This window comes from Streptomyces griseorubiginosus (genome assembly GCF_036345115.1).
Lineage (GTDB): Bacteria > Actinomycetota > Actinomycetes > Streptomycetales > Streptomycetaceae > Streptomyces > Streptomyces griseorubiginosus_C.
The window spans coordinates 1,593,937-1,612,353 of the sequence record NZ_CP107766.1 but is presented as its reverse complement, the minus strand read 5'-3'; the positions used below and the strand labels follow the sequence as shown (position 1 = coordinate 1,612,353).

General features: G+C 70.8%; 15 protein-coding genes. 13 read left to right on the top strand and 2 right to left on the bottom strand.

Features of this window, described 5'->3' with window-relative positions:
* Window positions 1-9: 9 nt before the first annotated feature.
* From sucC to OHN19_RS07440, 5 genes are all read left to right on the top strand, one after another.
* Entirely contained in the window at window positions 10-1,140 is a 1,131-nt protein-coding gene (gene sucC, locus OHN19_RS07460; RefSeq protein WP_330263390.1) for an ADP-forming succinate--CoA ligase subunit beta, read from the top strand.
* An 11-nt stretch (window positions 1,141-1,151) separates the two neighbouring features.
* On the top strand, window positions 1,152-2,051 hold the full coding sequence (sucD, locus tag OHN19_RS07455; RefSeq protein WP_330263389.1) for a succinate--CoA ligase subunit alpha: 900 nt from the start codon (window positions 1,152-1,154) through the stop codon (window positions 2,049-2,051).
* 89 nt (window positions 2,052-2,140) lie between these two features.
* A complete protein-coding gene (locus OHN19_RS07450; RefSeq protein ID WP_330263388.1) occupies window positions 2,141-3,697 on the top strand; it encodes an aldehyde dehydrogenase family protein in 1,557 nt (518 codons plus the stop codon).
* A gap of 43 nt (window positions 3,698-3,740) precedes the next feature.
* Complete coding sequence (gene frc, locus OHN19_RS07445; RefSeq protein ID WP_330263387.1) at window positions 3,741-4,970, top strand: formyl-CoA transferase; 1,230 nt, start codon at window positions 3,741-3,743, stop codon at window positions 4,968-4,970.
* A gap of 29 nt (window positions 4,971-4,999) precedes the next feature.
* Complete coding sequence (locus OHN19_RS07440) at window positions 5,000-5,521, top strand: carbonic anhydrase (RefSeq protein ID WP_330263386.1); 522 nt, start codon at window positions 5,000-5,002, stop codon at window positions 5,519-5,521.
* 43 nt (window positions 5,522-5,564) lie between these two features.
* On the opposite strand, the gene OHN19_RS07435 is transcribed toward OHN19_RS07440, so the two are convergent.
* Window positions 5,565-6,257 (bottom strand): GntR family transcriptional regulator, encoded by a 693-nt coding sequence (locus tag OHN19_RS07435; protein WP_330263385.1) that lies wholly within the window; start codon window positions 6,255-6,257, stop codon window positions 5,565-5,567.
* Window positions 6,258-6,397: 140 nt separating this feature from the next.
* Between OHN19_RS07435 and OHN19_RS07430 the strand changes: the two genes are divergently transcribed.
* The 6 genes from OHN19_RS07430 to OHN19_RS07405 all read left to right on the top strand — a co-directional run bounded on the left by OHN19_RS07430 (window position 6,398) and on the right by OHN19_RS07405 (window position 13,449).
* A complete protein-coding gene (locus OHN19_RS07430) occupies window positions 6,398-7,198 on the top strand; it encodes an acyl-CoA dehydrogenase family protein (protein WP_330263384.1) in 801 nt (266 codons plus the stop codon).
* Between the two features lie 115 nt (window positions 7,199-7,313).
* Window positions 7,314-7,814 carry an NAD(P)H-dependent oxidoreductase subunit E gene (locus OHN19_RS07425; protein WP_330263383.1) on the top strand — a complete coding sequence of 167 codons (501 nt, stop codon included), beginning with the start codon at window positions 7,314-7,316 and terminating at the stop codon, window positions 7,812-7,814.
* The gene (locus OHN19_RS07420) at window positions 7,811-9,406 is read left to right on the top strand and encodes an NADH-quinone oxidoreductase subunit NuoF (RefSeq protein ID WP_330263382.1); all 1,596 of its coding nucleotides are present in this window, start codon (window positions 7,811-7,813) and stop codon (window positions 9,404-9,406) included. Before OHN19_RS07425 ends, OHN19_RS07420 begins: the two co-directional genes overlap by 4 nt.
* Complete coding sequence (fdhF, locus tag OHN19_RS07415; RefSeq protein ID WP_330263381.1) at window positions 9,403-12,219, top strand: formate dehydrogenase subunit alpha; 2,817 nt, start codon at window positions 9,403-9,405, stop codon at window positions 12,217-12,219. The genes OHN19_RS07420 and fdhF overlap by 4 nt, the downstream gene beginning before the upstream one ends.
* A 1-nt stretch (window position 12,220) precedes the next feature.
* Window positions 12,221-12,433 (top strand): formate dehydrogenase subunit delta, encoded by a 213-nt coding sequence (locus OHN19_RS07410; protein WP_330263380.1) that lies wholly within the window; start codon window positions 12,221-12,223, stop codon window positions 12,431-12,433.
* A gap of 83 nt (window positions 12,434-12,516) precedes the next feature.
* The gene (locus OHN19_RS07405; protein WP_381305488.1) at window positions 12,517-13,449 is read left to right on the top strand and encodes a LysR family transcriptional regulator; all 933 of its coding nucleotides are present in this window, start codon (window positions 12,517-12,519) and stop codon (window positions 13,447-13,449) included.
* 42 nt (window positions 13,450-13,491) lie between these two features.
* On the opposite strand, the gene OHN19_RS07400 is transcribed toward OHN19_RS07405, so the two are convergent.
* Complete coding sequence (locus OHN19_RS07400; RefSeq protein WP_330263378.1) at window positions 13,492-15,075, bottom strand: FadD7 family fatty acid--CoA ligase; 1,584 nt, start codon at window positions 15,073-15,075, stop codon at window positions 13,492-13,494.
* A 254-nt stretch (window positions 15,076-15,329) separates the two neighbouring features.
* On the opposite strand from OHN19_RS07400, the gene oxc reads away from it, so the two are divergent.
* Together oxc and frc (OHN19_RS07390) are read left to right on the top strand one after the other, a co-directional pair.
* Window positions 15,330-17,078 (top strand): oxalyl-CoA decarboxylase, encoded by a 1,749-nt coding sequence (gene oxc, locus OHN19_RS07395; RefSeq protein WP_330263377.1) that lies wholly within the window; start codon window positions 15,330-15,332, stop codon window positions 17,076-17,078.
* A gap of 56 nt (window positions 17,079-17,134) precedes the next feature.
* The gene (gene frc, locus OHN19_RS07390) at window positions 17,135-18,391 is read left to right on the top strand and encodes a formyl-CoA transferase (protein ID WP_330263376.1); all 1,257 of its coding nucleotides are present in this window, start codon (window positions 17,135-17,137) and stop codon (window positions 18,389-18,391) included.
* Window positions 18,392-18,417 lie beyond the last annotated feature (26 nt).

Genomic DNA, 18,417 nt, shown 5'->3' with positions numbered 1-18,417 from the left:
AGCCGAACCATGGACCTGTACGAGCACGAAGCCCGGGCCCTCGTCGAGGAACACGGGATCCCGGTGCCGAGGGCGGAGGTCACCGACTCGCCCGAGGAGGCCCGCGCCATCGCCCGCCGACTGGGCGGCAGCGTCGTCGTGAAGGCGCAGGTGAAGACGGGAGGCCGGGGCAAGGCGGGCGGTGTGCGGCTCGCCGCCGACCCCGCCGAGGCCGAGCGGACGACCCGCCGCATCCTCGGCACGGACATCAAGGGGCACCGGGTGCGCAAGGTCATGCTGGCCCAACCGGCCGACATCGAGAGTGAGTTCTACGTCGCCTACGTCCTCGACCGTGCCGCGGGCCGCTTCCTCGCCATCGCCTCGGCGGCGGGCGGCATGGACATAGAGGAGGTCGCCGCCACTCGCCCCGAGGCGGTGGTCCGGATGCCCGTCGACCCCGCAGAGGGCGTCACGTCGGCGAAGGCGGGCGCGATCGCCGAGGCGGCCGGGCTGCCGCCCCGGACCGTCGACGTCCTCGTACGGCTGTGGGAGGTGCTGGTCCGCGAGGACGCGGTCCTCGTCGAGGTCAACCCCCTCGTGCGCACCCGCCAGGGACAGCTCCTCGCCCTCGACGGAAAGGTCACCCTCGACGACAACGCCCGCTTCCGTCAGGCACGTTGGGGCAACGACAGCATCGCTTACGACGATCCGCTGGAGGCGGCCGCCGCCGCGAAGGGCCTCAACTACGTCAAGCTCGACGGCGAGGTCGGCATCATCGGCAACGGCGCCGGCCTGGTCATGTCGACCCTCGACGTGGTCGCCGGCTGCGGCGCACGGCCCGCCAACTTCCTCGACATCGGCGGCGGCGCCTCGGCCCAGGTCATGGCGGACGGACTGTCGGTCGTCCTGTCCGACCCGGCCGTCAAGTCCGTGTTCGTCAACGTCTTCGGCGGGATCACCGCCTGCGACGCGGTGGCCGACGGCATCGTCAAGGCCCTCGACGAGGTCCGGCCGACCAAGCCGCTGGTCGTGCGCCTCGACGGCAACAACGCCGCCCGCGGGCGGACCGTCCTCGACGAGCGCGCCCATCCCCTCGTCCAGCAGGCCACCACCATGGACGGCGCCGCCCGGCGCGCCGCCGAACTCGCCAACACCGGCTGAAGGAGCGGGACATGGCCATCTTCCTGACCAAGGAGTCCAGGGTCCTCGTCCAGGGCATGACCGGCGGCGAGGGCATGAAGCACACCCGTCGCATGCTCGCCGCCGGCACGAACGTCGTCGGCGGCGTGAACCCGCGCAAGGCCGGCCGGGCCGTCGACTTCGACGACCGGGTCGTGCCCGTCTTCGGATCGGTCGCCGACGGCATCCGGGCCACCGGAGCCGACGTCACCGTCGTCTTCGTGCCGCCCGCCTTCGCCGAAGCGGCCGTTGTCGAGGCCGCCGACGCCGGGATCGGCCTCGTCGTCGTCATCACCGAGGGCATCCCCGTCCACGACACCGTCGCCTTCACGTCGTACGCGAAGAAGAAGGGGACACGGATCATCGGGCCCAACTGTCCGGGCCTGATCACCCCCGGCCAGTCCAACGCCGGCATCATCCCGGCGGACATCACCCGGTCCGGCCGGATCGGGCTGGTGTCCAAGTCCGGCACCCTCACCTACCAACTCATGTACGAGCTGCGGGACATCGGATTCTCCACCTGCGTCGGCATCGGCGGAGACCCCGTCGTCGGCACCAGCCACATCGACTGCCTGGCCGCCTTCCAGGACGACCCCGACACCGAACTCGTCGTCCTCATCGGGGAGATCGGCGGTGACGCGGAGGAACGGGCCGCCGCCCACATCCGGGATCACGTCACCAAGCCCGTCGTCGGCTACATCGCCGGCTTCACCGCGCCCGAGGGCCGGACCATGGGCCACGCCGGCGCCATCGTGTCCGGTTCCGCGGGCACGGCCCAGGCGAAGAAGGCGGCGCTGGAGGCGGTCGGCGTCAAGGTCGGCGCCACCCCGAGCGAGACGGCCCGCCTGGTGCTCTCGCTGCTGGACACCGTTCGCAAGGCCCCTCAGGCCTGACCCGAACCACGCGACGCGTACGCGGAACCGTCCGTCGCGTTTCCCTCACCACCCCGCCCCCGACTGTGCACCGAGAGCGGAGACATCGCATGACCACCACCCTCAACTCCAGCCACCTCGTGGTGAAGTCCGGCACCTCCTGGAACGACGCCTGGCAGCGCTGCCTCGCCGTCGCCCCCGAGGCCTTCCGCGACGACCGCGTCCTCAACCTCTGGGACTCCGCCTGGCGGGCCGACGGCCGGGCGCTGCCCGCCACCAGCCCCGTCGACGGCAGCCCCATCGCCGGCCCGCCGCGCCTGGACCGCGAAGCCGCCCACCAGGCCGTCCGCGCCTCCCTCGACCAGCACCGCGCATGGCGGCACGTCCGCCTCGAAGAACGCCGGGCCCGCGTCGCGGCCACCCTCGACGCCCTCACCCAGCACCGCGAACTCCTCGCGCTGCTCCTCGTCTGGGAGATCGGCAAACCGTGGCGGCTCGCGCAGGCCGATGTCGACCGAGCCATCGACGGCGTGCGCTGGTACGTCGACGGCATCGAGCCGATGGTCGAGGGCCGGGCCCCGCTGGACGGCCCGGTGTCCAACATCGCCAGCTGGAACTACCCGATGAGCGTGCTCGTCCACGCCCTGCTGGTCCAGGCACTGGCGGGCAACGCGGTCATCGCCAAGACCCCCACCGACGGCGGCGTCGCCTGCCTCACCCTGGCCTGCGCGCTCGCCGCCCGCGAGGGCATCCCCGTCACCCTCGTCAGCGGCAGCGGGTCAGAGCTGTCCGAGGCGCTGGTGCGGGCGCCCGAGATCGGCTGCGTCTCCTTCGTCGGCGGCCGCGACACCGGGGCCGCCGTCGCCACCGCCGTCACCGACCTCGGCAAGCGGCACGTCCTCGAACAGGAAGGCCTCAACACCTGGGGCATCTGGAACTACACCGACTGGGACGCGCTCACCGCCGTCATCCCCAAGCTCTTCGACTACGGCAAGCAGCGCTGCACCGCCTACCCGCGCTTCGTCGTCCAGCGCGAGCTGTTCGACGAGTTCCTGGCCGCCTACCTCCCCGCGGTCCGCACCCTGCGCCTCGGACACCCCCTCGCCGTCGCGCACCCCGACGACCCCTACCCGTCCCTCGACTTCGGCCCGGTGATCAACGCGGCCAAGGCGAAGGAACTCCGGGACCAGGTCGCCGAGGCCATCAACCGCGGAGCCGTCCCCGTGCACCGCGGCAGTGAGGCGGACGCCCGCTTCCTGCCCGGCCAGGACACCTCGGCGTACGTCCAACCGGTCACCCTCCTCAACCCACCCCCCTCCTCACCTCTGCACCACGCGGAACCCTTCGGCCCGGTCGACACCATCGTCCTGGTCGACACGGAAGCGGAACTGCTCGCCGCCATGAACGCCTCCAACGGCGCCCTCGTCGCCACCCTGTCCACCGACGACCGGGCGACCTTCGACCGACTCGCCCCGCAGATCCGCGCGTTCAAGGTCGGACACGGCACCCCGCGCTCCCGCGGCGACCGCGACGAACTGTTCGGCGGGTTCGGCGCCTCCTGGCGCGGCGCCTTCGTCGGCGGCGAACTCCTCGTGCGCGCCGTCACCCAGGGCCCCGCCGACGAGAGGCTGCCCGGCAACTTCCCCGAGTACCAGCTGATGCCGTGAGGCACCGACGTACACACGACGACGCAGGGATGAGGTGGCGAACATGACGTTGGCGCTTGATGGTGTGCGGGTGCTGGACATGACGCATGTGCAGTCGGGTCCGTCGGCGACGCAGTTGCTGGCGTGGCTGGGGGCGGATGTGGTGAAGGTGGAGGCGCCGGGCGGGGACGTCACGCGGGGGCAGCTCAGGGATGTGCCGGGGGCGGACTCGCTGTATTTCACGATGCTCAACTGCAACAAGCGCAGCATCACCTTGAACACGAAGACCGAGCGGGGCCGGGAGATCCTCACCGCGCTGATCCGGGGTGCGGATGTGCTGGTGGAGAACTTCGCGCCGGGTGCGGTGGATCGGATGGGGTTCACGTGGGAGCGGATCCGGGAGATCAACCCCAGGATGGTGTATGCGTCGATCAAGGGGTTCGGGGACGGCCCGTACACGGCTTTCAAGGCGTACGAGGTGGTGGCACAGGCGATGGGCGGCTCGATGGCCACCACCGGGTTCCCGGACGGGCCGCCGATGGCGACCGGCGCGCAGATCGGGGACTCCGGCACGGGCATTCACGCGGTGGCCGGCATCCTGGCCGCACTCCTGCAAAGGGAGAGGACCGGGCGGGGCCAGCGGGTGAACGTGGCGATGCAGCACGCGGTGCTGAACCTGTGCCGGGTCAAGCTGCGTGACCAACAACGCCTCGCGCACGGCCCGTTGGCCGAATACCCCAACGAGGACTTCGGCGACGAGGTCCCCCGCTCCGGCAACGCCTCCGGTGGCGGGCAGCCGGGCTGGGCGGTGCGGTGCGCGCCGGGCGGCCCGAACGACTACGTGTACGTCATCGTCCAGCCCGTCGGCTGGGCCCCGCTGGCCGCACTGATCGGCCGGCCCGAGCTGGCCGAGGATCCCGAATGGGCCACCCCGCAGGCCCGGTTGCCGAAGCTGGCGAAGATGTTCCAGCTGATCGAGGAATGGACCAGCACGCAGCCCAAATGGCAGGTCCTGGAACAGCTCAACCGGCACAACATCCCGTGCGGGCCGATCCTGTCCACCAGGGAGATCATCGAGGACCGCTCCCTGGCCGACAACGACATGATCGTCGAGGTCGAGCATCCCCAGCGCGGTGCCTTCACCACCGTCGGCAACCCCCTCAAACTCTCCGACTCCCCCACCACCATCACCACCCCACCCCTCCTCGGCCAGCACAACGAAGAGATCTACATCGGCGAACTCGGGCTGTCCGAGGACGAGTTGCTGCACCTCCAGGCGCACGGCGTCATCTGACCGACACGACCGGAGCGAGGTAACCCCACATGTCGACTTCAGCACCCCGAACCGCGACGGTCACCGACCGCCTCGTCGCAGCCAACCGTGTCTACGCCGCCGGATTCACCGACCCCGGCATGGGCGCGCGCCCGGTCCTGCGCGTCGCCGTCGTGGCCTGCATGGACGCCCGGCTCGACCTGCATGCCGCGCTGGGCCTGCAACTCGGTGACTGCCACACCATCCGCAACGCCGGGGGAGTCGTCACCGACGACACCATCCGCTCCCTGACGATCAGTCAGCGCGCGCTCGGCACCCGCAGCGTGGCGCTGATCCACCACACCGGCTGCGGACTCCAGACCCTGACCGAGGAGTTCCGGCACGAACTGGAGCTGGAGGTGGGCCAGCGCCCCGCCTGGGCGGTGGAGGCCTTCCGGGACGTCGACCAGGACGTACGGCAGTCCATGCAGCGAGTGCGCACCTCGCCGTTCCTGCCGCACACCGACGACGTGCGCGGCTTCGTCTTCGACGTGACGACGGGGTTGTTGCGGGAGATCGCCCCGAACTCCTAGCGAGTCCACGCCCGTTGGTGAGCGCAGGGCCGGTCGGCCGGGGTCAGTCGCCCCGGCCGGCCACCGCGGCGAGCTGCTCGCAGTAGAAGTCGGTGGTGTTGCGGGTGTGCCGGCGCATGAGAGCCTCGGCGCGGTCGGGAGCGCCCTCGCCGATGGCCTCGATGATCCTCGCGTGCTCGTTCCAGGCGTCCTTGCCGCGGGGCTTGGCGATGGGCATGTAGTACCAGCGCACCCGCCGGTCCACCTGTGGGATGAGTTCGGCGAGGACCGCGTTGCGGGACAGGTGGGTGATGTGGCCGTGGAGGGCGGCGTTCGCCTCCACGATGGCCCGGGCGTCCCCGGCCGCCAGAGCCGTCAGCCCCGTCTGCTGGAGCTCCCACAGCCGGGCGACGTCCCGAGGTGTGGCGTGCTGGGCGGCGCCACGAGCGGAGTGGGTCTCCAGGAGCGCCCGGACGCTGAGGAGTTGGGCGCACTCCTCGGTGGTGGGGGAGTGGACGAACGCCCCCTGGGAGGGGCGCAGGTCGACCCAGCCGGCCGTCTGGAGTCGTTGGAGCGCCTCACGGATCGGCTGCCGGCTCACCCCGAGGCTCTCGGCCAGCTCCGCCTCGACGAGGTGCTGGCCGGGGGTGAGCGAGCCGTTGATGATCAGCTCGGTGAGGGCCTCGTAGACCGCCTGGCGCAGCGGGGTGGGCCTGCTGATCGGTCCGTGGGTCGTCGCGGTGGGTGTGTCGGGCATGGGTCCCGTCTCCCTCGTTCGACTGGTGGGTCGAGCCGTCCGGCGATCGCCTGACCTTGTGCGGCACCTTCCCATGCAGAATACTGTATGCAATCATCGATCGACAGTGGACCATCAGCCACTCCCGAGGGGGTCGCCCCGTGTCGTACCGCACCGCTCTCTCCGAAGTTCTGACCGGCACAGTCGGACCAGTCGCCGAAGCGACGGCCGTCCAGGGCCGGTTCCCCCGCGGCGCCGTGACGGCTCTCGGTGGCGCGGGACTCCTCGGACTCACCGTCTCCACCGCGTTCGGCGGCGGGGGACGGGGGTTGGCCGAAGCCGCGGACGTGGTCGCACGGACCGCGCGCGTCTGCCCGGCCACGGCGGCCGTGCTCCAGTCCCATTACGCGGCCGTCGCCGTCGTCGAGGCACACGGCGGCCCCTGGCTGCGCACCGAGATCGCCGCCGGACGCCACCTCGCCAGCCTCGCCCTCGCTGAGTCGGAGGGGGAGGGGGCCCCGGTGGGGGCGGCGGCGGAGGCCCGGCTCCTGGCGCCGCGCTCCGTCGCCACCGGCTCCGGGGGCGTCGTCGCCCTGCGCGGCCGCAAGCGCCCGGTGCTCGCGGCGGGGGAGGCCGACACCTACGTCTGGTCCTCCCGGCCGCTCGCCGCCCCGGACGGGCTGACGCTCTGGGCGGTACCGGCGCACGCCCCCGACCTGTTCGTCCCGGCCCGCCCAGGCGCCGCGGGGCCCCGCGGCAGCGCGACGTCCACCGTCTTCGCCGACCCGGTGCTGGTGCCGGCCGAGGCGATGCTCGGCACCGACGGTGCCGGTCTCGACCTGGTGCTGCGCGTGGTCCTGCCGTGGCTGCTCGAACTGCGGGCCGCCGCGGAGACGTTCCGCCCGCCGACCCTCGACCCGGAGAGCCCCCGCCGCCGGGCCGGCTCCCTCGCCGCGTCCTGAACCGCCCACTGCCGGCGCCCGGTTGGCCTCAGAGCCTGATGTCGGCCCGGTTGTGTATACAGAAGTCTGTATGGAGTATTAACTAGGTCTCCTGCACCCCTCGCCGGGGACCCGCGTGACGGAAGGCGAAGCGATCATGACGACCAGCGGCAGTGATGTGACGGTCGAGAGCGTGGTCCGGAGGGCGGTGGCTCGGCACCGCGGCGAGCGCGGACCGCTGCTGCCCGTACTGCACGCCCTCCAGGCCGAGTTGGGCCATGTGCCGCAGGAGGCGGTGCCGGTGCTCGCCGAGGAGCTCAACCTCTCCCGGGCGGACGTCCACGGAGTGGTGACCTTCTACCACGACTTCCGCCGCGAGCCCGCGGGCCGCACCACCGTGCGCATCTGTCGCGCCGAGGCCTGCCAGGCCCTGGGCGCCGACCAACTGGTGCGTTACGCAAGCGAGTCCGGGCTTCGGCTCGGCGAGACGACGCCCGACGGCTCGGTGACCGTCGAGCAGGTCTTCTGCCTCGGCAACTGCGCGCTCGGCCCGTCCGTCGAGGCCGACGGACGGCTCTACGGCCGAGTCGGCCCCGCCCGACTGGGCGCGATCCTCAACGGGACGGTCTCCTCATGACGAGCACTTCGCATGCCACGGTCTATGTCCCCCGCGACTCGGCGGCCAGGTCGGTCGGCGCCGACGAGGTCGCGCGGGCACTCCAACAGGCGTCCGAACGCGGGGACTTCGCCCTGGACGTCGTACGCAACGGATCACGCGGCATGCTGTGGCTGGAGCCCCTAGTCGAGGTGGCGACCCCCCAAGGACGTATCGGCTACGGCCCGGTGGCCCCCGAGGACGTCGACGAACTCCTGGCCGCAGGCATGCTCGACGGCGCCGACCACCCCCTCCGCCTCGGTGTCGTCGACGAACTCCCCTGGCTGGCACGCCAGAACCGGGTCACCTTCGCCCGAGTCGGTGTCACCGACCCCCTGTCGACCGAGGACTACGAGGCGCACGGCGGTCTCGCCGGACTGCGCGCCGCCCTGGAGCTGGCCCCCGCGGACGTGGTCGCGGAGGTCACCGCGTCCGGACTGCGCGGCCGCGGCGGCGCCGGATTCCCGGCCGGCATCAAGTGGAAGACCGTCCTGGACTGCGCCGACGAGCTCAAGTTCGTCTGCTGCAACGCCGACGAGGGCGACAGCGGCACCTTCGCCGACCGCATGGTCATGGAGGGCGACCCCTTCATGCTCATCGAGGGCATGACGATCGCCGCCCACGCGGTCGGGGCGAGCGAGGGCTACCTCTACATCCGCTCCGAGTATCCCGACGCGATCGCGACGATGCGCCAGGCCATCGGGATCGCCCGCGAGCACGGCTGGCTCGGCCGGAACATCCTCGGCTCCGCCCTCGACTTCGACCTGCACGTCCGCGTCGGCGCCGGGGCGTACATCTGCGGCGAGGAGACCTCCATGCTGGAGAGCCTGGAGGGCAAGCGGGGCATGGTCCGCGCGAAACCGCCGATCCCGGCGATCGAGGGCCTGTTCGGCAAACCGACCGTGGTCAACAACGTCCTCACCCTCGCCACCGTGCCCGTCGTCCTGGCCGAGGGCGCGCAGGCGTATCAGCGCCTCGGCGTCGAACGCTCCCGCGGCACCCAGGTGTTCCAGCTCGGCGGCAACATCGCCCACGGCGGCATCGTGGAGACCGCCTTCGGCATCACCCTGCGCGAGCTCATCGAGGAGTACGGCGGCGGCACCCACTCCGGACGCCCGATCCGCACCGCGCAGGTCGGCGGCCCCCTCGGGGCCTACCTGCCGGAGTCGATGTTCGACCTCCCCATGGACTACGAGGCGTTCGCGGCCGCCGGTGCGATGGTCGGCCACGGTGGTGTGGTCGTCTTCGACGACACCGTCGACATGGCCGCGCAGGCCCGCTTCGCGATGGAGTTCTGCGCCGAGGAGTCCTGCGGCAAGTGCACCCCGTGCCGGGTCGGCGCGGTGCGCGGTGTCGAGGTGATCGACAAGATCGTCGCCGGTACGCACCGCGACGAGAACCTCGCCCTGCTCGAGGACCTCTGCGACCTGATGACCGAGGGCTCGCTGTGCGCCATGGGCGGACTGACCCCGCTGCCCGTGCGCAGCGCCCTCACCCACTTCCCCGACGACTTCCTCGGCGGCCGTCGACTCCTGGAGATCCACCCCGTACGAGCGACGGAGGGCACGGCATGAGCCTGCTCAAGGAACCCGACTTCGGAACCCCTGAACGGCCGGGCCCGGCAACGGTGTCGGTCGAGATCGACGGCTTCCCGGTGACCGTCCCCGAGGGCACCTCGGTGATGCGGGCCGCGGCCCAGGCGGGCGTCGACATCCCCAAGCTGTGTGCCACCGACAGCCTGGAGGCGTTCGGCTCCTGCCGGCTGTGCGTGGTCGAGATCGACGGCCGCCGCGGCACCCCGGCCTCCTGCACCACCCCGTGCGCCGACGGCATGAAGGTGAGCACCCAGACCCCGAAGGTGGAGAAGCTCCGCCAGGGCGTCATGGAGCTCTACATCTCCGACCACCCCCTCGACTGCCTGACCTGCCCGGCCAACGGGGACTGCGAACTCCAGGACATGGCAGGGGTGGTGGGCCTGAGGCAGGTCCGCTACGGCTACGAGGGCGCCAACCACCTCGACGCCGAGAAGGACACCTCCAACCCCTACTTCGACTTCGACCCGTCCAAGTGCATCGCCTGCTCCCGCTGCGTCCGCGCCTGCGGCGAGGTCCAGGGCACCTTCGCGCTCACCATCGAGGGCCGCGGCTTCGACTCCAAGGTCTCACCGGGCGCGGGGGAGTCCTTCATGGACTCCGAGTGCGTCTCCTGCGGCGCCTGCGTCCAGGCCTGCCCGACCTCCACGCTCCAGGAACGCTCGGTCGTCGAACTCGGCATGCCCACCAGGTCCGTCGTGACCACCTGCGCGTACTGCGGGGTCGGCTGCTCCTTCAAGGCCGAACTGCGCGGCGACGAACTCGTGCGCATGGTCCCGTACAAGGACGGCGGGGCCAACGAAGGACACTCCTGCGTGAAGGGCCGTTTCGCCTTCGGCTACGCCACCCACCCCGACCGCATGCTCAAGCCCATGGTGCGCGACCGGATCACCGACCCCTGGCGGGAAGTCGAGTGGGACGAGGCGATCGGCACGGTCGCCCGCCGCATGCGCGAGATCCAGGACCGGCACGGGGCGAGCGCGATCGGCGCCATCACCTCCTCGCGGTGCACCAACGAAGAGGTCTACGTCGTACAGAAGATGGTCCGCGCGGCCTTCGGCAACAACAACGTCGACACCTGCGCCCGCGTCTGCCACTCCCCGACGGGATACGGCCTCAAGCAGACCTTCGGCGAGTCGGCCGGCACCCAGGACTTCCGCTCGGTCGCCGAGGCCGACGTCATCATGGTGATCGGCGCCAACCCCACCGACGGACACCCGGTGTTCGCCTCCCGGATGAAGCGACGGCTGCGCGAGGGCGCCAAGTTGATCGTCGTGGACCCGCGCCGCATCGACCTCGTCCGCTCCCCGCACATCGAGGCGCAGCACCACCTCCAGCTCCGGCCCAGCACCAATGTCGCCGTCGTCAACGCGATGGCTCATGTCGTGGTCACCGAGGGCCTCACGGACAGGGACTTCGTGGCCGCTCGCTGCGAAGGCTTCGACGAGTGGGCCGAGTTCATCGCCCGCCCCGAGAACAGCCCGGAGGCCGTCGAGGAGATCACCGGAGTCCCGGCCGCCGAACTCCGCGCCGCCGCCCGCCTGTACGCCGAGGCACCCAACGGCGCCATCTACTACGGTCTCGGCGTCACCGAGCACAGCCAGGGCTCCACCATGGTGATGGGAATGGCCAACCTCGCGATGGCGTGCGGCAACATCGGCCGCGACGGCGTCGGGGTGAACCCCCTGCGCGGCCAGAACAACGTCCAGGGCTCCTGCGACATGGGCTCCTTCCCCCATGAACTCCCCGGCTACCGGCACGTCTCCGACGACGCCGTCCGAACCGTCTTCGAGAACCTCTGGGGCGGAACCCTCCTCGCCGAACCGGGACTTCGCATCCCGAACATGTTCGACGCGGCCATCGACGGCAGCTTCCGGGGACTCTTCGTGCACGGCGAGGACATCGCCCAGTCCGACCCCAACCTGGGACACGTCACCGCCGCCCTCGAAGCGATGGAACTCGTCGTCGTGCAGGACCTGTTCCTCAACGAGACCGCCAAGTTCGCCCATGTCTTCCTGCCCGGCGCCTCCTTCCTGGAGAAGGACGGCACCTTCACCAACGCCGAGCGCCGCATCAACCGGGTGCGCGCGGTGATGAAACCGAAGACCGGCAAGCACGAGTGGCAGATCGTCAGTGAGATCGCCACCGCCATGGGCTACCCGATGTCCTACGACCATCCCGGCCAGATCATGGACGAGATCGCGTCGGTCACCCCCACCTTCACCGGGGTCTCCTTCGAACTCCTCGACAAGCTCGGCAGCGTCCAGTGGCCCTGCAACGAGCAGGCGCCCGAGGGCACGCCCATCATGCACGTGGACGAATTCACCCGCGGCAAGGGCAAGTTCGTGGTCACGTCCTACGTGCCGACCAACGAACGCAGCACCCGGCGCTTCCCGCTGGTCCTCACCACGGGCCGGATCCTCAGCCAGTACAACGTCGGCGCCCAGACCCGCCGCACCGGCAACGTCGCCTGGCACCCCGAGGACATCCTGGAGCTGCACCCGCACGACGCGGAGGTCCGCGGCATCAACGACGGCGACATGGTCACCCTGGCCAGCCGCGTCGGGCGGACCACCCTGCGCGCGGAGATCTCCGACCGCATGCCGACCGGGGTCGTGTACACCACGTTCCACCACCCCGTCACCGGCGCCAACGTGGTCACCACCGAGAACTCCGACTGGGCCACCAACTGCCCCGAGTACAAGGTGACCGCCGTCCAGGTGGCCCTGGCCCGCCCCGACCGGTCGAGCGAGACCGCGGCCGCCGGGACCGACCTCGTGACGGCGGTGGACTGACATGACAGCGACCGTGCCGTCGGAGTGCCGGATGGCCAACGACATCGCCAGGAACCTAGGCCATCTGCCGGGGGAGGAGGCCGCCGAGGCGATCGCGGGGCACATCGGCAGGTTCTGGGACCCGCGCATGCGCACCCGGCTCCATGAGTTCGTCGACGCCGGCGTGGAGGGGCTCGACCCCCTGGTGGTGGCCGCCGTAAGGCTTCTGCACTGACCTGTGGCGTCTCCTCCCTGTACATCACTCCGCACTGCATACAGTATGGAGTCAATGATCCCATGGGCAGGGAGGAGCCGCTCATGCTGTTCCGGCAGCTCGAGTACTTCGTGGCGGTGGCGAGGGAACGGCACTTCGCCCGGGCGGCGGAATCCTGCTACGTCTCCCAGCCCGCGCTCTCGGCGGCGATCGCCAAGCTGGAGCGCGAGCTGAACGTCACGCTGATCAACCGCGGCCACACCTACCAGGGCCTCACCCCGGAGGGCGAGCGGCTCGTCGTCTGGGCCAAACGGATCCTGGCCGAGCAGGACGCCTTCAAGGCCGAGGTCGCCGCCGTGCAGTCCGGCATCACCGGCACCCTGCGGCTCGGCACCGACCCCACCGCGTCCACGACCCTCGCCCTGCCCGTGGCCGCGTTCTGCGCGGCGCACCCGTTGGCGAAGGTCCAGGTCCGCTCACGGCTGTCGACGAAGGAGCTCCACCGCCAGCTGCGCGACTACGAACTCGACGTGGCCATCGCCCACTTCGACCCCGACGACCAGGAAGGACTCCAGGTCGTCCCGCTCTACCAGGAGCGGTACATGCTGCTGGTCTCGGACGACCAGCTGGTCTCCCAGAGCCCCACCATGACCTGGGCGGACGCGGCCGAACTGCCCCTCGCCCTGCTCACCCCCGACATGCGGATCCGGCAGATCGTCGACACGGTGTTCGCGGAGAAGGGCTTCGTGGTCACCCCGCAGGTCGAGACGGACTCGATCGCCTCCCTCTACGCGCACGTGGGCGGCGGCGGCTGGGCGAGCATCGTGCCGCACACCTGGCTGCGCGCCATGCCGGTCGTCGGCCGGACCCGGGCACTGCCCCTGACCGACCCGGAGGCGGGCGCCCAGGTCTCGGTGGCGATCCACGCGGCCACCCCCGGCTCGGTCGCCGCGCGGGCGTTCGTCAACGCGGCGACGGGCCTGTCCCTGGACGACTTCTTCGCCCGCCCCCTGCCGGCCGAGCACCTGGTGCACTGAACCGGACGGACGACCGCTCCCGTCACCCCCGCGCCCCTCCCGTCACCGCGCATACCGCGCCTGTACGGCCTTCCGGTCCAGCCCGCCCTTCGCCGTGTACGGCAGCGCGGTGACCACCTCCAGGCGGTCCGGCACCTCGAAGGGGGCCAGGTGGTCCCGGCAGTACCGCAGGATCTCCGCGCGCCCGGCGCCGTCCCCGTCCCGCACCACCACGGCCGCGCCGACCCGCTGCCCGAACACCGCGTCCGGCACCGCGAACACCGCCGCCTCCGCGACCCCCGGGCACCCGGCGAGGATGTCCTCGACATGTTCGGGTGAGATCTTCTCGCCGCCCCGGTTGATGAGGTTCTTGAGCCGCCCGGTCAGCGACAGATACCCGTCCCCGTCCAGGGTGCCCAGGTCACCGGTGCGCAGCCAGCCGCCGACGAAGGTCCGGGCCGACTCCTCGCCGTCGGCCAGATAGCCCCGGGCCACCGTGGGCCCCTGCACCCACACCTCGCCCTCGACACCCGCCGGACACGGTCGCCCGTTCCCGTCCGTGACCCGCACCGCGACACCGGTCGGCCGGCCCACCGACCCCTGCCGGAGCGCTCCGCGCTGCGGCAGCGGTTCGCTGGTCGCCTGGTGCGAGGACTCCGTCATCCCGTACGCGGACAGCAGGGGCGCCCCGAACGTCCGCTCCAGGGCCCGCTGCGTCGCGGTGTTCAGGGGCGCGCTGCAACTCCGTACGAACTTCAACTGCGGTGCCCGCGGCCCCGGGTGCTCCCGCTCCGACCGGTCGAGGAGGATCTCGTGGATCGCCGGCACCGCCGTGAACCAGGTGGCGCCCGCCGCCCGCATGTCGTCCCAGAACGTGCCCGCGGAGAACCGCCCCCGTTCCGGCAGCAGCACACAGCCCCCGCTCGCCAGGGAGGCCAGCAGCGCCGCGAACAGCCCGTGGCCGTGGAAGAACGGCATCACCGCGACCGTCGCGTCCCCCGGGCCCAACTCGTAGGCGGCGCAGATGTTCTGGACGGAGGCGGCCACGTTGGCGTGGGTCAACGGGACCATCTTCGCCCGCGCGGTGGTGCCGGCGGTGAACAGCACGAGAGCGTCCCGCTCCGACAACTCAGCAGAAGCAGCGGTGACGTGGGGGACACCGCACGCCGAGGTCTCCAGCACCACCGTCGCCGTACCCGCACGGGAGACGTCCACCCGCAACGGCCACGCGGGCACCGGCAACACGACGGCACCGGACACGGCCGTGTCGAAGAGGACGGCCCGTGCACCCAACCCCGCCAGTCTGGCCGCTAGTTGAGGCTCCGGCAGCGCCGGGTCCAGCGGAGCCACCACCATCCCGGCCCGCGCCGCACCGAGCAGTCCCACGACGAACTCCGCCGTGTTGGCACAGATCAGCCCGACGGCGTCCCCGCGGCGCAGCCCCGCCCCGTCGAGCCGCGCGGCCACGTCGTCGGCGAGGGCCGCGAGTGCCCGGTACGACAGCTGCACGCGCTCGCTGCTCACCACCAGGGCCCGGGCGGAAGAGCGTTCACGTACCTGCCGGTCGAGGAGATCGGCGAGGCCCGAGACCTGCGGAGGTCGGTACCGGTTCGCGTCGCGCACGGATGCCGCGGCCGGAACGGCCATGACCCCACCCCCTCGCACAGCTCCGTTGAAACGTCCTCTGCGAGCGTGCGGTGACCCCCGGTGCGCGTCCAATACCCGCTGGCGAACGCCCGATAGCGGCTGTCTATCAAGGGAGTTGCGAAGCCTCCCACCTGCTGTCGATAGACGCCGTTTATCGGCTGGTCGCCGATGGGTCTTGGACGCGGGCGAACGTGCTGCGGATGGTGAGAGAAGTAGCCGCTCCGGCAGGACCTGCCCAAGGAGGACCTCGGACCATGACCGCTCCCTCGACCCTGGAGACCGCGGCAGCAGCCGACGTTCCGACCGAGCTCACCGACGGGTACCACCTGGTCGTCGACGCGCTCAAGCTGAACGACGTCGACACCATCTACGGCGTCGTCGGCATCCCGATCACCGACCTGGCCCGTCTCGCCCAGGCGCAGGGCATCCGCTACATCGGCTTCCGCCACGAGAGCAACGCCGGACACGCGGCCGCCATCGCCGGCTACCTCAACAAGAAGCCCGGCGTGGCCCTCACGGTCTCGGCCCCCGGCTTCCTCAACGGCCTGGTGGCCCTCGCCAACGCGACCACCAACTGCTTCCCCATGGTGCAGATCTCCGGCTCCAGCGAGCGCCACCTCGTCGACCTCAAGCAGGGCGACTACGAGGAGATGGACCAACTCGCCGCTGCGCAGCCCTTCGTGAAGGCCGCCTACCGGGTCAGCCGTGTGGAGGACATCGGCCGCGGCATCGCCCGCGCCCTGCGCACCGCGATCTCCGGGCGCCCCGGCGGTGTCTATCTCGACATCCCCGCCGCGGTGCTCGGCGCCATCATGCCCAAGGCGGAGGGTGACCGTACTCTGAGCCGCCTCGTCGACCCCGCCCCGCGCCAGCTCCCGGCGCCGGAGGCCGTGGACCGCGCGATCGAGCTGCTGGCCTCCGCCGAGCGCCCGCTGATCGTGCTGGGCAAGGGCGCCGCGTACGCCCAGGCGGACGCCAAGGTACGGCAGTTCGTCGAGTCGACCGGCATCCCCTACGTACCGATGTCGATGGCCAAGGGCCTGCTGCCCGACGACCACCCCCAGTCGGCCGCCACCGCCCGTTCCCTCGCCCTGAAGAAGGCCGACGTCGTGATGCTGATCGGCGCCCGCCTCAACTGGCTTCTGGGCCACGGCCGGACGGGCTGGAACCCCGACGCCAAGTTCGTCCAGATCGACATCGACCCCAAGGAGATGGACAGCAACCAGCCCATCTCCGCGCCGCTCGTCGGCGACATCGAGTCGGTGCTCGACGCGCTCGCCGAGCGCACCAAACCCGGCCAGATCCAGGCCCCTTCGGCCTGGCGCGAGGAGCTCGGGGCGCGCTCGGCGCAGAACGTCGCCAAGATGGCCAGGCGGCTGGAGGCCGACCCGCACCCCATGCAGTTCATGGGCGCGCTGAAGGCCGTACGCGACGTCGTGCACCAGCACCCGGAGACGTACATCGTCAACGAGGGCGCCAACGCCCTGGACATCGCGCGCAACGTCATCGACATGCACGTCCCGCGCCACCGCCTGGACAGCGGCACCTGGGGCGTCATGGGCATCGGCATGGGGTACGCCATCGCCGCCGCCGTCGAGAGCGGCGCCCCGGTCGTGGCCGTCGAGGGCGACAGCGCCTTCGGGTTCAGCGGCATCGAGATCGAGACGATCTGCCGCTACAAGCTCCCCGTCATCACCGTGATCATGAACAACGGCGGGGTCTACCGCGGCGACGACACCAACCCGTACGACGACGAACCCGCGCCCACCACCCTCATGTCGGCGGCCCGCCACGACCTGCTCATCGAGTCGTTCGGCGGCAAGGGCTACCGCGCCACCACCCCCGCCGAGGTCACCGCCGCCCTGACCGAGGCCCTCGCCCTGGGCGGCCCGGCGCTCATCGACTGCGTGATCGACCCCTCGGCCGGCACCGAGAGCGGCCACATCTCGCACCTCAACCCCAAGGGCATCACCGTCGGCAACATCACGCCGGCCAAGAAGTGACCGCTTCACCCGCCCAGACCTCGTAGACCGCGCAACTTCACGAAAAGGAAGCACACATGAGTGAAAAGCCGCTCGCCGGAATCAAGGTGATCGACTTCACCGGGGTCCAGGCCGGTCCCGCCTGCACGCAGATGCTCGCCTGGTTCGGCGCCGACGTCCTCAAGGTCGAGCGCCCCAACGGCGGCGATGTGACCCGCCGTCAGCTCCGGGACATCGAGGACCTGGACGCGCTCTACTTCACGATGCTCAACAGCAACAAGCGCTCCCTCGCCATCAACACCAAGACCAGCGAGGGCAAGGAGGTCCTGGAGAAGCTCATCAAGGACGCCGACGTCCTCGTGGAGAACTTCGCCCCGGGCGCCCTGGACCGCATGGGCTTCACCTGGGAGCGCATCCAGGAGCTCAACCCGCGCCTGATCTTCGGCTCGGTGAAGGGCTTCAACGACCAGTCGTCCTGGAACGACCTCAAGGTCTACGAGAACGTCGCCCAGTGCGCGGGCGGCGCCGCCTCCACCACCGGCTTCTGGGACGGCCCGCCCACCATCTCCGGCGCCGCCATCGGCGACACCAACACCGGGATGCACCTGGCGATCGGCATCCTCACCGCGATCATCGACCGGGGGAGGACCGGCCGGGGCCAGAAGGTCTCCGTCTCCATGCAGGACGCCGTCCTCAACCTCTGCCGCGTCAAGCTGCGCGACCAGCAGCGGCTGGAGCGGGTCGGCTATCTGGAGGAGTACCCGCAGTACCCGAACGGCGAGTTCACCGATGTCGTACCGCGCGGCGGCAACGCGGGCGGCGGCGGCCAGCCCGGCTGGGTCCTCAAGTGCAAGGGCTGGGAGACCGACCCGAACGCCTACATCTACTTCACCGTCCAGGAGCAGAACTGGAAGCGCACCGCCGAGGTGATCGGCCACCCCGAGTGGGCCGAGGACCCGGAGTACGCCACCGCGCGCGCCCGCCAGTCGCACATCTTCGAGATCTTCGAGGAGATCGAGAAGTGGCTCGCGGACAAGACGAAGTACGAGGCGGTGAACATCCTGCGGGAGTGGGAGGTGCCCTGCGCCCCGGTGATGAGCATGAAGGAGATCGCCTACGACGAGGACCTGCGCAACAGCGGCACGGTCGTCGAGGTCGAGCAGAAGGGCCGCGGCACGTATCTGACCGTCGGCAGCCCCGTGAAGTTCTCCTCCTTCAAACCGGAGATCGTGGGCGCGCCGCTGCTGGGCGAGCACAGCTCCGAGGTGCTGGTCGAGCTGGGCTACGACGAGGAGACGATCGGCCGGCTGAAGGAGAGCGGGGTCATCGTCTGAGAGATGCGCCGAAGGGGCCGTGACCT